Here is a 14,543-nt window from a genome sequence, read left to right as displayed (position 1 = left end):
GGCGGCGCACGGCTGCCAGCACGTCGGTCGGGTCTGCCGGCTTGCGCAGGTAGACCGCATAGCCTTCGCAGGCCTCGTCCACTTCGTATTCCGGCCGGCCGCTCAACACGACCACGGGGGTGTCGCACAGGTAGGCGTTTTCGCGCATGGCGGTCAGGAGCGCGCCGCCGTGCATGCCGGGCATGGAAAAGTCGGTGATGACCAGGTCGGGGCGCACGGCCAGCATCTGTTGCAGCGCGGTCAGTCCATCGGTGTGGCCCGTTACCTCGTAGCCTTCGTCCCCAAGGAATTCGCTTAACAGCTCGATCAGCGTCGGCTGATCATCGACAACAAGAATCTTCGTCATGGTGTTCAATGCCGCCTGGCGCGGCGTTCGTATGTTTGGCCGCCCAGGCTGGTACACCGGCGCCCATTGTTGGGGCGGCATGGCGATAAGGGGCGGGAAAGGCCTCGCGACGTTTCCTGACTTTTGGCGCTTTCAAGCGTACGCAAAAGAGGATGGCGGGCGGTATAAGGCGGAATCCTAGGCCATGCCGGTCGTTCATGTTTGAAGGAATTGTATCGGGACGAAACCACGCCCGGACGGCGCCCCGCCCCCCGGCTTTTCGCAAACGCGGCGTATGGCCGACGCGCACCCTTGGTAGCATTCCACCCTTGGCCGGTGCCTTGCACGCACGTGCGGGTTCTTCAGGATGCTTATATGGTTGGTGCCCAGGTTCGAATCACCCTGTCGTTGATTGCCCCTACCCTGGTGGTGGTTTTCGGCATTACATTTGTTGGCATTTGGTGCGCCTTCCGGCATCGCACCTATCTTCTGTATCTGGCGGCGGGGTGTGGCCTGTTCGCCGTCGGCGCAACGTCGCAGATCCTGTACGTGCCGCGCGACTCGGGCGCCAACGCCCTGGTGTCCGGCATGCTGTACACGGCGGCCGTCTGCGCCGCCACGCAAGGCATCCTGAACCGCGTCGGCCGGGGGCTGCCCTGGCGCGTGTACCTGGCCTTTGGCGCCGTCATCCTGACGGCGCTCTGGTACTTCTTTTATATCGACCGAAATCTGCTGGTGCGGGTCTATGTGCTGAACATCGGCATCGGCGCCCTGCTGTCGCTGGCCGCATTGCGCATGCGCCGGGCGTCCGCCGGGCGCCGCATCGACACCGCCCTGTTCGTGGTGCTGCTGGCGTTCGGCCTGCATTTTTTTCCGCGCACGTTGCTCAGCATCGGCACGCACGCACCCAACGGCCCGCTGGCATTTGCCGACTCCCCGTTCTGGCAGTGGTTGCAGTTGTCGTTGGCCGTCTTCAGCGTGGGCCTGGCAATCACGCTGTTGCTGGCGGTGGCCGCCGACACCATCGACGAGGTGCGGCATGAAGGCGAGAAAGACTGGTTGACGGGCCTGCTCAACCGCCGGGGCTTCGAGACGCGCATGCGCCCCTTCGAGCAGGGCGGTCAGGAACCGGCTGCGTTGGTGGTTGGCGATGTCGATCACTTCAAACGCATCAACGACCAATACGGCCACAGCGCCGGGGACGCGGTGTTGAAAGACGTCGCGCGGGCGCTGACGTTGTCCGTACGCAAGCGCGACCTGCTGGGGCGCATCGGCGGCGAAGAGTTCGCCATCTACCTGCCTGCCACCGACTTCCAGGAAGCGGTGCGCTGCGCGGAGCGGCTGCGGGCCTTTGTCGCGGACACGGTGCGCGCGCCCGACGGGGCCTCGCCAGTGACGATGAGCCTGGGTGTGGCGGCGGCGACCGGGGCCGACAACTGGCAATCGCTATTCCAGCGCGCCGACGAAAAGCTGTATGCCGCCAAAAGAGCGGGCCGCAACCAGGTCGCCGCCTGACGCTCGGGCCGCTTGGGGCGCCTGCTTGTATTTCGTCGGCCGCCCCCGCGCCGCCGGCTTGGGCACGACGCTTGCTGAGGGCCAAGCGCGTCATTCCTACCGCACAAGGACCCGCCATGCCCCGCCTACGTCCCGGCGCTGAAATTCAAAAAATGCTGAACGGCGATCTTTACGATCCCACGGACCCCGACATCCAGGCCGAGCAGTCCGCCACCAAAACCTGGATGGTCAAATACAACGCCGCCCTGGCCGCGCCCGCCGCCGAGCGCCACGCGCTGCTATGCGAACGCTTTGGCACCGTGGGACGCGGCGCGGTGGTGCGGCCGCCGTTTCATTGCGACTACGGCTGCAACATCCACCTGGGCACCAACGTCTTCATGAATTTCAACTGCGTGATCCTGGATGTGGCCGACGTCCACATCGGTGACGGCACACAGATCGGCCCCGCCGTACAGATCATGACGGCGGACCACCCCCGCGATGCGGCCGCGCGCGCGGCAGGTCTTGAATTTGGCCGGCCCATTCGCATCGGCAGCAACGTGTGGATCGGTGCCGGGGCGATCCTGCTGCCCGGCATCACGGTGGGCGACAACGCGATCATCGGCGCGGGCAGCGTCGTCACGCGGGACGTGCCAGCGTCGGCCACGGTCGCGGGCAACCCGGCGCGGCCCATCGGCCGTTAAGCCCCTTTGCTCAGTCCTGCGGCGCGTCGCGGAACGATCGCTGGTGCGCCGGACCGCCCGCCGCGCTCAGGTTGTACGCGGTATTGACCAGCCCGATATGGGAAAACCCCTGCGGGAAGTTGCCCACCAGCCGCTTGCGCGCCACATCGTATTCCTCGGCCAGCAAGCCCAGGTCATTGCGCAACGACAGCAGATGGTCGAACAAACGATGCGCGTCATCCAGGCGGCCCTGCATGATGTAGGCGTCGGCCAGCCAGAAACTGCACGCCAGAAACGCGCCTTCATCGCCCGGCAGGCCGTCGTCGCTGCGCTCGGTGGAATAGCGCAGCAGCAAGCCGCCGCGCAGCAGTTCCTGCTCAATGGCCTGCACGGTGCCCGTCACGCGCGGATCGTCCGCCGGCAGGAACCCCACTTGCGGAATCAGCAGCAGGCTGGCGTCCAACGCCGTGCCGCCGTAGTACTGCACAAACGTATTGCGCTGGGCGTCGTAGCCGTTTGTGCAGATGTCGTCGCGGATCTCGGCGGCCAGCGCGCGCCATCGGTCCACCGGCCCTTCCAGCCCAAAGCGCTCACACGACTTCAACGTGCGGTCCAGCGCCACCCAGCACATCAGCCGCGAATGCGTGAACGCGCGCGGCGGGCCGCGCATTTCCCAGATGCCGTGATCGGGTTTGCGCCACAGTTCTTCCAGCGGTTTGAGCAGCACCTTTTGCATGCGCCATGCTTCGGCCAGCGGCGCCAGTTCCGCGACGCGCGCGGCGTGCAGCGTTTCGATCAGTTCGCCATAGACGTCCAGCTGCATCTGGCCCGCCGCCGCATTGCCCAGCCGCACCGGCACGCTGTTCTCGTAGCCCGGCAGCCACGGAATATCGTGCTCGGGCAGCCAGCGTTCGCCCGCGATGCCATACATGATCTGTAGCTGGTTGGGGTGCCCCGCCGCCGCGCGCAACAGCCATTGCCGCCACGCCTCGGCTTCTTCGCGATAACCCGCATTCAGCAGCGCATACAGCGTCAGTGCGGAATCGCGCAGCCAGCAATGGCGATAGTCCCAGTTGCGGGTGCCGCCCAATTGCTCGGGCAGCGACGTGGTGGGCGCGGCAACGATGCCGCCCGTGGGCTGAAACGTCAGCAGCTTCAGCGTAATCAGCGATCTGACCACCGCATCGCGCCGCCGCCCGGGCCCGTTCTCCCAGTGGCAGCGCTTGGCCCATTCCTGCCACCAGGCAATCGTGCGGTCCATGCTTTCCATGCGATCCGGCACAAAATGCGGCGTCTTGTGCGAGCGGTGGTAAGACAGGGTGAACGGCACCGTCTCGCCCTGGCGCACCCGGAATTCGGCCACGCTTTTCATGTCCCGCCCTTGCAGCGGCACGGCTGTATGCAGCTCGACGGCATCCGGCCCCGCGATGGCGCTAAGTCCGTAATCGCGCCGCCGCACCCACGGCACCGCCTGCCCGTAGTTAAAGCGCAGCGTCAGCTCCATGCGCATGTCCACCTGCCCGGACTCGCACTGGACAATGCGCACCACGTCCACCCGTTCTTCGTCGTCGCTAAGCGGCATGAAGTCGTACACGCGCACCACCCCGTCCGGGGTTTCGTGGCGCGTTTCCAGTACCGCGGTGTCGGGCAGGTAGCGGCGCGTGCTGGTGTGGCCCGCGCCGTCAGGCGCCAGCAACCAACGCCCGTGGCTGTCGTTGCCCAGCAAGGCCGCGAAGCAGGCGGGGGAATCGAAATGCGGCAAACACAACCAGTCGATCGAGCCGTCGCGCGCCACCAGCGCGGCCGACAGCATATTGCCGATCAGGCCATAGTCCTCGATGCGTTTGGACATGGCCTAGCCCGCCCCGCGAAAGCCGGGGTATAGCGTCATGCCACCATCCACGAACAAGGTCGAGCCCGTGACGTAATCGGAGTCGTCGCTGGCCAGCCACGCCACCGCGCGTGCCACGTCCTTGGGTTCACCGATGCGGCCGTACGGAATCAGCTTCAGCAATGATTCCAGGGCTTCGGGCGTGTTCCATGCCGGCGCGTTGATCGGTGTGCGGATGGCGCCCGGCGCCACGGAATTGACGCGGATCTTCATGGGCGCCAGCTCTTGCGCCAAGGACTGCATCAGTAACGACACGCCCCCCTTGGACGCCGCGTAGTTCACCTGAAACGCCCACGGAATCACTTCATGGACCGAGCTGATGAAGACAATCTTGCCGGCGGCCTCGTCCGGCCCTGGCGGGGGTTGCTGATTCAGGAATACCCGCGCTGCCGCTCGGGCGCACAGGAACTGGCCCGTCAGGTTGGTGTCGATCACCTTCTGCCACTGGGCCAACGTCATGTCTTGAATGGCGGCCGGCTGTTCGATGCCGGCGTTGTTGACCAGGATGTCGACGCGCTGAAAATGTTCCGCCGCGACGCTGAACAAATGGTCAACATCGTCTTCGCGGCTGATGTCGGCGGCCGCCGCCACCGCCAGCCCCCCCGCATCGACGATCTGATGCACGACGTCCAGGCCACGCCGCTCGGAGTCTTCGTTAGGCCGATGGTTGACCACCACCCGCGCCCCCGCCGCCGCCAGTTCCAGCGCAATACCGCGCCCGATCCCTGAGTTGGCGCCGGTGACGATTGCCACGCGCCCGGACAGATCTACCGCATGCCGCATGCTGCTCTCCTTGAGGCGGGCAGGTTCGGTCCGATGCCGGGTGAACCTGCTTGCCGCTGTCGATAGCCAGACGCCAGCTTAGTCCCGGAGCGGCGTGCGCATCAACCGCCCCGGCAGTGCGACGGCTTCTTATGCCCGCCTCAGCCGTCGCCCGATACCTGCCCATCAGGTCGCCTCGCGCGCCACGAACTCCCGCAGCCATTGGCGGATGATCGTCGTGTGCCGCGCCTCGGCCGCTTCGGCTTCGCGCGACTGGGCCGCCAGGTCGTCCTGGCCCTGCTGCTCGGCCAGTTCGGTCAGCAGTTCCCAAGACGCGTGATCCGTCAGTTCAGCGGTCAGCAACGCTTCCAGGCCTTGCGAAATACTGGTGCGCGGGTCGGTCAACACCTGCACCAGTCCCATCGATGCCATCGCGCTGGCATCGGCCCCCGGGGTCTGCGCCGTGGGGTCCGCGCCCAGTTTTTCGATGACGTCGACCAGCATGTGAAAGTGCGCCTCTTCCTCGTCACGGATCTTGATAAGGTCGGTGCGCAGGCCCGTGTTGCGGTCATCGCGGTCGGCCTCGACCTTGATCAGCATGGCTTCGTACAGGCGCACACCCGACCGCTCGTACGCCGCCCGCTGCCCAAGCTTGTCGATCAACACTTCCGGGTTGCGGCCGGTCAGCTTGCCCGCAACCGTGGTCAGCACGCCCTTGCCCGTGGCGGGCACCGGCACCGACCCCAGCCGCCCGGCGGAAACGATGGCCGCCGTGCGCTGCGCGACGGCCGCCTGCATGCCGCCCGGCGAAGGGCCCTGGTCGACCGCGAATTTCACTTGCATCGGCCCCTGCACGGGCGCCATCTGCATGCCGGTGCGATTCATCCCGGTCTTGGTGGCTTTTTCCATGGTTGGCTCCTTATTGCTGCGGGCGTTCGGCGCGCCGGTTCAGTTCAGTGCCCGGCGTCCACACGTAGCCGGCGGACACCATGCTGCTGGGCGACCCGGACGCATTCAGGATGCCGCGCGCTTCGACCGATGCCTGGCTTTCCTGATCGCCCGGCACGTAGGCGGTGCCCTTGGCGCGCAAGCCGGTTTCCTTGGCCAGCACGGCGCGCACAAAATCGCGCTGCGGCGCAAACTTCAGCGCCGACGGAATGACCGACCCCAACACCTCTTCCGGATCACGCCGTTCGATCTGCTTGAACAGGTTTTTCACCATCGACAGATGGCCCAGCTCGTAGTCCAGGAAGCGTTCCCAGATGGCCTTGATCCTGGGATTCGTTTCCTGCTCCACACAGCTGTAATAGGTGAAGACTTCGGTGGCTTCGTGGATCAGCAATTTTTCCAACAGCGATTCATCCGGGTCCTGCAACGACCCATACTGCGTCACGTGCTGCTCTTCCACCGACGCGATCTCGGCGTACAGCTGGCGCGCCAGCGGGTCGGCAAACAGCGGCCCGATGTTCATGTAGTAGTCATGCGTCTGGTATTCCGCCGCCGTGATCAACGTGGCGTGCATCTTGGTCAACAGCGCCGCTTGCTGGCGCTGATACGAATGCCTGACGTCGTCCTCGGGCGCGCGATGCTCGTCCAGGGTGGGCCGGCCGGGCACGATGTCGGTATAGCCCTGAAGAATATTGTTGGCGTCCTTGCCTTCCAGCCGATCCAGCATCGCGCTGTAGCGGTACAGATGGTCAAAGTCCTCCAGCAGGCCATAGCGATAACTCTGCGCCTGATACGGGTCCGGCTCGGCCTGCGCCACCGCCGCCGTCACTTCAATGGCCACCTGCTCGTACGCGATGGTGGTCTCAAGCGGCGAATGGTCGGCCGACAGCAGCCAATTGATCATCGTGGCTTGATGCTGCTCGACCCGCCGCAGTTGCGCCAACGGCACACGCAGCGGCGCGTTGAAGCGGCCGGCAATGTGCTTGAGCCGCAGCGCGTCCAGCTCCAGCCCGTTCAGCAAGATGATCCGCACGCGCGTGAACGCATCATCGTCCAACTTGCTGATCGGCTTGCCGGCCATTTCCGCCCAGGTGAATCGCTGCTTTTCCAGCGGCACTCCGGCGTTGTCCCATAAGTTGTTGATCATGCCCATATCGGCCTCCACGAAAACCGCAGGGGGCAGCAAACTGCGTGCCTGCATCGCGGCATTTTTCATGCAGGGACGGGAATCGGCAGGAACGGTGATTGCTGTAGGTGCAGCCCCAGGCAACGCTCTGCCTGGCACCTTTTTCGGAGAACGACATGGAAACGACCTCCCGGCCATCCAACGATCACTTGAACGACTGGCTTCGCGACGCGCACGCGATGGAAGAACAGGCAGAAACCATGCTGTCCAGCATGCTGTCGCGCATCAAGAACTACCCCGAACTCAGCCAGCGCATCTCGCAGCACATCGAAGAAACGCGCGGCCAGCAAGCCGTGGTCAAGCGTTGCCTGGAACGGCGCGGACAAGACAACTCCACCTTGAAAGACATGGCCGGCAAGGCGATGGCAACGTTTCAGGGGTTTTCGGGCGTGCTGGCCTCCGATGAAATCATCAAGGGCTCGATGTTCAGCTTCGCCTTCGAGAACCTGGAAATCGCCGCCTACAAGAACATCATCGAAGCCGCGCGCTACGTGGGCGACACGGAAACCGCCATTGAATGCGATCGCATCTTGCAGGAAGAGATCGCGATGGCGCAGTGGTTGGAAAAAAATACCGGCGCGGTGGTGCGGCATTTCCTGATGCTGGCCGACGAACCCGACGCCACCGCCAAGCGCTAACGCCGGACCGCCGCCCATGCGCTGCCGCCTTGTTGTTGCGCCCGCCCTGCCATGAGCATGGACGCCCGCCCTGCTTCGCGTATGTCGATGTTCAAGCGCTGCATGTGGACGTTCCTGGCGGTGGCCGGCATTGCCGCCTTTTACCAGGGTTGGATTTTGCTGCATGCCCACCATCCGCTGGTGGGCGATGCCCTGCTGGGCGGCCTGGCCGCCGCCGCCGCCACCGCGCTGGGCACCTTGCCCATCTTGTTCTGCAAGACGCTTTCCGACCGCACGCAAGACACCTTGCTGGGGTTCGGGGCGGGCATCATGCTGGCCGCCAGCGCCTTTTCGCTGGTGATGCCCGCGCTGGACGCGGCGGCCGACCTGGGCCTGGGTCGATGGGCCGCCGGCCTGACGGTGGGCGCCGCGATTTTGCTGGGCGCGGGCGCGCTGATGCTGATGGACCAGCGCATCCCTCACGAACATTTCATCAAGGGCAAGGAAGGCAAGGACGCCCGCGCCATGCGCCGCGCCTGGCTGTTCGCCTTCGCTATCACCCTGCACAACCTGCCGGAAGGGTTGGCGATTGGCGTGGGCTACGCCGGCAACGACGCCATGCGCGCCAGCGCCCTGGCACTTGGCATCGCCATCCAGGACGTGCCCGAAGGCCTGGTCATTGCCATTGCGCTGCGGGCGGCCGGCTATTCGCGCGCGTTTTCGGCCGCGCTGGGTGCGGCATCCGGCCTGGTGGAACCGGTGGGCGCCGTGCTGGGCGCGGCGCTGGTCGGCGGATCGGCGCAGCTGCTGCCGTGGGGCCTGGGCTTCGCGGCCGGTGCAATGCTGTTTGTCATCAGCCACGAGATCATCCCGGAATCCCATCGCAAGGGCCACGAGGCCTGGGCCACGGGCGGGTTGATGCTGGGCTTTGTGCTGATGACGTTGCTGGATACGGCGTTGGGCTAACGCGGTAAAGTAATCCACCCTTACTGTCATCCTCCCCCGACCTTCTCTTTCGGAGCCCCGGCCATGGAATTCGTGATTCCCCGTACCGCCGATTTGATGCTGTTCGTCAGTGCCGCCCTGATCCTGCTGGCCATCCCCGGGCCCGCGGTGCTTTACATCATCACGCAGTCGATCGAGCAAGGCCGCAAGGCCGGGCTGGTGTCCGACCTGGGCATCCACACGGCCACGCTGGTGCACGTACTGGCCGCGGCGCTTGGCCTGTCGGCGCTGCTGGCGTCGTCGGCGCTGGCCTTCGGCATCGTCAAGTACGCGGGCGCCGCGTACCTGATCTGGTTGGGTCTGAAGAAAATCCGCACGCGCCCCGTCCCGGCCACCGTGGATGCTCTGCCCACGGCGCGCCGCTACGGCCGCCTGTTTCGCGACGGCTTCATCGTCAACCTGCTTAACCCGAAGACGGCCTTGTTCTTCCTGGCCTTCCTGCCGCAGTTCGTGGACGTCAGCCGTGGGCATGTCGCCTCGCAGGTGGTGTTTCTGGGGCTGGTGTTCGTGTTGCTGGGCCTGATCAGCGACGGCTGCTATGCGCTGGCGGCCAGTGCCGCCGGCCGCTGGCTGCGCCGCAGCCGGGGCTACCTGCAATTTGAACGTTACGTCGGCGGCGCGATGCTGATTGCGCTGGGCGTTACGGCCGCGCTGGCAGGCAACCACCCTAAGAAGTAACCGCGCGACGCGGGCCGGCTTGGCCCCGCGCCGGCCCGCCCGGCGTGCCCAGCCCATGCAGTAACGCTTATGGCGTCCTCAGATTTATTCATTGGGCGCTAATGTCTTCCCTGCCCATAATCGTCAACGAATTACAGGGCGCCGTCTGGCGCTGGTTATCGATGATGCAAAGGGAAATCACATGTTGGAAAAATTGCTGGCGCGCGCCTGGCGCGCCGCCGCGCTTGCATGCCTGACGCTTGCGGGCGCGACCGCCGTCGCGGCGGAGTATCCGGAAAAACCCATCAAGCTTGTCGTGCCGCAAGCGGCGGGTGGCGGCACGGACGTTATCGGCAGGCTGTGGGCTGATTATGTTTCCCGCCAGCTCAAGACGCCCGTGGTCGTTGAAAACCGGCCGGGCGCCAATGGCATCCTGGCATCCAGCTATGTCGCCAAGCAACCCGCCGACGGCTACACCGTGCTGGTCAGCGGCATCTCGTACCTGGCGTTCAATCCGCACATGTACAAGGACATGCCGTATCAGCCGGAGCGCGACTTTGACGGCATCAGCCTGCTGGTCAACACGCCATTCCTGTTGGTGACCAGCAAACAGACGGGCGCGCGCGCGCTGGACGATCTGGTCAAGATGGCACAGGCGCAGCCGCAATCCCTGAATTTTGCGTCGGCGGGCAAAGGCAACTCGACGCATCTGGTCGTCGAGATGCTGTCCAAGCGCCTGAACATGCCGCTGACCCATGTGCCGTACAACGGCGCGGCGGCGGGCCTGACCAGCGTGATGGCGGGCCAGACCGAATTGATGGCCGATGTGCTGAACACCGCCGCCGTGCAAGCCAACGCCGGCAAGGTCGTGCCGCTGGCCGTCGTGGGCAGCAAGCGCGCGACCAGCGTGCCCGATGTGCCGACGCTGGAAGAACTTGGCGTGGCGGATTTCCCCCTGCCTGGCTGGTATGCCCTGGTCGCGCCCAAGGGCACGCCGGCCACGGCGATCGCACGGCTTAACGCGGAAACGCGGCGCTTCTTCGACGACCCGGCTGTCAAGGCTCGCCTGCTGGAATTGCAGCTGGAACCGCTACCGTCGGCCCCGCAGACGGTGGCCGAATGGACGCGGCGCGATAGCGCAACCTGGGGGCCGCTAATCCGCCAGCTTGGCCTTGGCAACGAATAGCGCTTTACCACAAGGAAATACACCATGCCCAAACTCACCAAGGCTGTCTGGCAATACCGGCTGGACAAGATGACCGCGATGATGGACGACCTGGCGGTTGACGCCATCGTCTTCACGTCAGCGGATTTTTTTCAGTTCGCCACCAACTTCCACACCGACGTCCTGCCCTGGGAACGGCCGATCTTTGCCGTCGTGCCCCGTAACGGCACACCGTTTTTGGTGATGAACGAGCTGTCCACGCATCACATGCGGTTTTCGCAGGACCAGGGCAAGGTCTGGATCACCGATATCACTTACTACGCCGAGCACCCGCGCGTGACCAACCGGCTGCCGCTGATCACGCAGCTGCCCGAGGTGCTGGCGGCGCGTCTGAAATCGGCCGGCCTGGCGCGTTCACGCATCGCCGTGGAGGGCGGCAGCCCGGTGCTGGCGGCGGTCGGGCGGCTGCTGCCCGAAATTGTGCTGCGCCCCGCCACGCCGGAGTGCCGGTCGTTGCGCTGGCAAAAGCACGAAGAAGAACTGGCCGTCATGGCGGCGGCCGCGTCCATCTCGGACTGGATTCAGGACCGTTACCGCGAGAACATTCGCCCCGGCCGCCTGGTTCAAGAGCTGGACTTCGCGATGGCGTCGCTGTTCGTGCAGGAAGCGGCCGAACGCTTTCCCGGCGAACATTTCGAGGTGATTCGCTGCTGGACGTTGAGCGGCCCGGCGTCCGCGTCCCCGCATGGCGACGGCGCGTCCTGCGGCGCGCGCATCAAGGAAGGCGACGTGCTGGTCAACATCGTCATCCCGCGCCTGAATGGGCTGACCATCGAGAACGAACGGACCTGGTTCTGCGGTACGCCTTCCGCCGAACAGACCCGGTTGTGGTCGGCGGCCAAGGCGGCCAACGAGGCGGCCATCGACGCCGCCAGGACCGGCAACCCGGTCTGCATGATCGACGCCGCCGCGCAAGCCGAAATCGAAAAAGCCGGCTACGCCGACTTCATCCGCCATCGCACCGGGCATGCCGTGGGCATCATCCACCACGAGTATCCCGAAGACATGGCATTTTGCCAGCGCCCGCTGCTGGACAACGAGGTGTACTCGGCCGAACCGGGCATCTACGCCTATGGCATCGGCGGCTTCCGGCTGGATGACACGGTGGTCGTGGGCGACACCCCACGCGTCTTGACGCATACGCCCAAGACGCTGGAGTACGCCACCGTCAAGTAGCGCTTGCGCCGCCGTTCCCCGTTTCGGCAAGGCTGCCGGCTTCTTCGCGCAAGGTATCGCGCAAGGCCGGCAGCACAATGCTGGGGGAATCCGCCGCCCACAGCATGCCGATGGGGCCGAACTCCAGTCGTGACGGCACGCGGATGATGCGGATCAGGTTCAGCTGTTCATACATGTGCGCCACCGAGCTTGCCAAGGTGGCGATGTAGTCGCGGTCTTGCAGCATGGACAGCAGCGCCACCAGCGAACTGGTCTCGACGGCGGGCCTGGGCGGCGGCATGCCGGCGTCTGCCACCGCCTGGTCCAGCCGCATCCGCGACAAGGTGCCGGGTGGCGGCAGGATCCAGGGGTACGCGCCGGTATCTTCCCACCGTGGCGCGTCCATTTCAGCCAGCGGATGGCCGCGTCGCGCCACCACGCTGAAGGAGTCCGTCATCAGCCATTCCGTGCACAGGCCCGAGCGGCTGGCGCGCACGTCCAGCGGGCCGATGATCAAATCGATTTCGCGGCGTTCAACCCGCTCTATCAAGGGTTCCAGCAAGCCCTCCACCAATTCGATCTGCACCTTGGGAGAACGCTGGTGCAGCGCCGCGATGGCGCGCGGCAGCAACACGGGCGCGGCGGACAGGATCGTGCCGATATGCAGATGCCCCGCCACGCCGCCCTTCACCGCCTCGATTTCTTCGCCCGTGCGCGCCGTGTCTCCCAGCACGCGACATGCATAGCGCCATAGCGCGCGCCCGGCTTCCGTCAATTCCAGCTTGCGGCCCCGCACGAAAAGCGCCGTGCCGACCAGCTCTTCCATATCGCTGAGCCAGTGCGACAGCGCGGGCTGCGTCATGTGCATGGCCTTGGCGGCCGCGGTGACGCTGCCCGCGCTTTCCAATGCCGTCAGCACCTGTAGGTGTCGAAGCTTCAGGCGGCGAGTCCAGGCAAGATCGGTCGAGGCGTTTTCCATGCGGAAATGGTAATGGATATCTCAGCTTTATTCATTAGCTCTACATGGCCTTTGGCGGCCAAAATGGCTTTCCACCACCGATGGAAACCAGGCCGTGACAAGTTCAACAAACCTGCCGCCGCAAGCGGATGCGCTAAGTGCAATGGCGCGCGCGCTGGCCGGCGGTCCGCAGCCGCACGCCGGGCTGCAAGGGCTGGCCGCCGCCTTGGCGGAACGCATCGGCTACCGCTTGTTCACCGTCCTGGTCCTTGACCGGCAGGCGGGCTTGAGCCGCCGCTATTTCTCCAGCCTGCCGGACGCCTACCCGCCCGGCGGCGCCAAGCCGATACGCGAAGACAGCGATTTTTTTGCCCGCGTCGTGCAAGACGGCAAAGCCAGGATATGCGCGGACCGCGCCGCCTGCGAAGCGGCGTTTCCGGATCATGAACTGATCCGCTCACTGGGCTGCGAAAGCGCGGTCAACGTGCCCGTGCGCTGGGACGGCCAGACCATTGCCTCGCTCAACCTTCTGCATCAGGCAGGCTGGTACCGCGCCGACATGCTGGCGGAGCTTGACTGGTATGGCGCGCTTGCCATTCCGGTGGTCCAGAACATTATTCAAACAGTACGACACCAAGGGGAACAACCATGAAACGCCTGTGCACTTACCTTGCCGCGCTGCTGCTGCCTTGCAGCATGGCGCAAGCCGCCTCCGCCGACGCTTATCCGGCCAAGGCCATCACCATCGTCTATCCCTATGCGCCCGGGTCCGCGTCCGACACGATGACCCGGCTGCTGGCCGAGTCGATGTCCAAGCGCCTGGGCCAGCCCGTCATCGTGGACAGCAAGCCGGGCGCGGGCGGTTCCATCGCCACCGAACATGTCGTGCGTGCCGCCCCCGACGGCTATACGCTGCTGCTCAGCGCCAGCGGGACCATTTCGGTCAACCCGCACATCTACAAGCTGCGCTACAGCACGCTGGACGACCTGGCGCACATTTCAATCGCCGTCGAAGTTCCGTTCGTCTTCGTCGTCAACAAGACCTTTCCGGCGCAGACCTATGCGGCCTTCAAGGCGCTGGATGGTTCCAAGCCGGGCGGCCTGACGTCGGCCAATGCGGGCCTGGGCACGCAGGCGCATCTGACGCAGGCAGCCTTCGCCAAGCTGGCGGGGCTGAACCTGAGCATCATCGGCTACAAGGGCGCGGCACCCGCCGTCAATGACATCCTGGGCGGGCACGTGGATTCCATGATGGACAACGCGGCGTCCCAGATCCCGTACGTCACCGCCGGCAAAACGACCGCGCTGTTCGTCACCAGCGACTATCGTTTCAGCGGCTACCCCCAGGTGCCGACCGCCAAGGAAGTCGGCGTGACAGGCTTGGTGCCGGCCGGCTGGTTCGGGCTGGCGGCGCCCAAGGGCACGCCCCCCGCCATCGTCGACAAGCTTCACGACGCGGTCGCCGCCAGCCTGAAAGAACCCGACATGCAGCGCAAGTTGCAGGAACTGGGGTGGGTCGTCGTCGGCAATACGCCGGGCGAAGCACTGGCACGCGCACGCAAGGACTACGACCTGCTGGGGCAGGTGGCCCGGGACATCTCGTTAAAGCCCAATTGACGCCCGGGCGGGCCCCCCCC

The 14,543-nt window shown here is 65.3% G+C and carries 15 protein-coding genes; 9 read left to right on the top strand and 6 right to left on the bottom strand.

Annotated elements, in window-relative coordinates; genetic code table 11:
• Positions 1 to 346: response regulator (locus tag ACNPP0_RS08855; RefSeq protein WP_448705652.1), on the bottom strand; the 346-nt coding region annotated here is incomplete at its 3' end.
• A 354-nt stretch (positions 347 to 700) separates the two neighbouring features.
• On the opposite strand from ACNPP0_RS08855, the gene ACNPP0_RS08850 reads away from it, so the two are divergent.
• On the top strand, positions 701 to 1,840 hold the full coding sequence (locus ACNPP0_RS08850; protein ID WP_332611152.1) for a GGDEF domain-containing protein: 1,140 nt from the start codon (positions 701 to 703) through the stop codon (positions 1,838 to 1,840).
• A gap of 116 nt (positions 1,841 to 1,956) precedes the next feature.
• Complete coding sequence (locus ACNPP0_RS08845; protein ID WP_332611150.1) at positions 1,957 to 2,523, top strand: sugar O-acetyltransferase; 567 nt, start codon at positions 1,957 to 1,959, stop codon at positions 2,521 to 2,523.
• A gap of 10 nt (positions 2,524 to 2,533) precedes the next feature.
• Here the strand turns inward: ACNPP0_RS08845 and ACNPP0_RS08840 are convergent, their stop codons facing one another.
• From ACNPP0_RS08840 to ACNPP0_RS08825, 4 genes are all read right to left on the bottom strand, one after another.
• Positions 2,534 to 4,354: a glycoside hydrolase family 15 protein gene (locus ACNPP0_RS08840; protein ID WP_448705651.1), complete on the bottom strand. Its 1,821-nt coding sequence runs from the start codon at positions 4,352 to 4,354 to the stop codon at positions 2,534 to 2,536.
• Between the two features lie 3 nt (positions 4,355 to 4,357).
• Positions 4,358 to 5,176 (bottom strand): glucose 1-dehydrogenase, encoded by an 819-nt coding sequence (locus ACNPP0_RS08835; RefSeq protein WP_448705650.1) that lies wholly within the window; start codon positions 5,174 to 5,176, stop codon positions 4,358 to 4,360.
• A gap of 165 nt (positions 5,177 to 5,341) precedes the next feature.
• Positions 5,342 to 6,064, bottom strand: a complete 723-nt coding sequence (locus ACNPP0_RS08830) for a ferritin-like domain-containing protein (protein WP_332611145.1) — start codon at positions 6,062 to 6,064, stop codon at positions 5,342 to 5,344.
• A gap of 10 nt (positions 6,065 to 6,074) precedes the next feature.
• The gene (locus tag ACNPP0_RS08825; RefSeq protein WP_448705649.1) at positions 6,075 to 7,250 is read right to left on the bottom strand and encodes a hypothetical protein; all 1,176 of its coding nucleotides are present in this window, start codon (positions 7,248 to 7,250) and stop codon (positions 6,075 to 6,077) included.
• A 155-nt stretch (positions 7,251 to 7,405) separates the two neighbouring features.
• Here ACNPP0_RS08825 and ACNPP0_RS08820 point away from each other — a divergent pair, with 155 nt between their 5' ends.
• The 5 genes from ACNPP0_RS08820 to ACNPP0_RS08800 all read left to right on the top strand — a co-directional run bounded on the left by ACNPP0_RS08820 (position 7,406) and on the right by ACNPP0_RS08800 (position 11,969).
• Positions 7,406 to 7,927: a ferritin-like domain-containing protein gene (locus tag ACNPP0_RS08820; protein ID WP_332611142.1), complete on the top strand. Its 522-nt coding sequence runs from the start codon at positions 7,406 to 7,408 to the stop codon at positions 7,925 to 7,927.
• A 51-nt stretch (positions 7,928 to 7,978) separates the two neighbouring features.
• The gene (locus tag ACNPP0_RS08815) at positions 7,979 to 8,872 is read left to right on the top strand and encodes a ZIP family metal transporter (RefSeq protein ID WP_442880334.1); all 894 of its coding nucleotides are present in this window, start codon (positions 7,979 to 7,981) and stop codon (positions 8,870 to 8,872) included.
• A gap of 63 nt (positions 8,873 to 8,935) precedes the next feature.
• On the top strand, positions 8,936 to 9,589 hold the full coding sequence (locus ACNPP0_RS08810; RefSeq protein ID WP_448705648.1) for a LysE family translocator: 654 nt from the start codon (positions 8,936 to 8,938) through the stop codon (positions 9,587 to 9,589).
• 181 nt (positions 9,590 to 9,770) lie between these two features.
• Complete coding sequence (locus tag ACNPP0_RS08805) at positions 9,771 to 10,754, top strand: Bug family tripartite tricarboxylate transporter substrate binding protein (RefSeq protein WP_448705647.1); 984 nt, start codon at positions 9,771 to 9,773, stop codon at positions 10,752 to 10,754.
• 24 nt (positions 10,755 to 10,778) lie between these two features.
• On the top strand, positions 10,779 to 11,969 hold the full coding sequence (locus ACNPP0_RS08800) for a M24 family metallopeptidase (protein ID WP_332611138.1): 1,191 nt from the start codon (positions 10,779 to 10,781) through the stop codon (positions 11,967 to 11,969).
• Here the strand turns inward: ACNPP0_RS08800 and ACNPP0_RS08795 are convergent.
• Positions 11,962 to 12,927, bottom strand: coding sequence for a LysR substrate-binding domain-containing protein (locus tag ACNPP0_RS08795; protein ID WP_332611137.1), 966 nt, complete (start codon positions 12,925 to 12,927; stop codon positions 11,962 to 11,964). The two genes, ACNPP0_RS08800 and ACNPP0_RS08795, sit on opposite strands and share 8 nt — an antisense overlap.
• Positions 12,928 to 13,021: 94 nt before the next feature.
• Between ACNPP0_RS08795 and ACNPP0_RS08790 the strand changes: the two genes are divergently transcribed.
• Both ACNPP0_RS08790 and ACNPP0_RS08785 read left to right on the top strand, forming a co-directional pair.
• Complete coding sequence (locus tag ACNPP0_RS08790) at positions 13,022 to 13,558, top strand: GAF domain-containing protein (protein ID WP_332611136.1); 537 nt, start codon at positions 13,022 to 13,024, stop codon at positions 13,556 to 13,558.
• On the top strand, positions 13,555 to 14,523 hold the full coding sequence (locus tag ACNPP0_RS08785) for a Bug family tripartite tricarboxylate transporter substrate binding protein (protein ID WP_332611135.1): 969 nt from the start codon (positions 13,555 to 13,557) through the stop codon (positions 14,521 to 14,523). The genes ACNPP0_RS08790 and ACNPP0_RS08785 overlap by 4 nt, the downstream gene beginning before the upstream one ends.
• The last annotated feature ends 20 nt before the right edge of the window (positions 14,524 to 14,543 follow it).

The organism is Achromobacter semiaridum (assembly GCF_053543755.1).
This window is presented reverse-complemented; position numbering and strand designations above follow the sequence as displayed.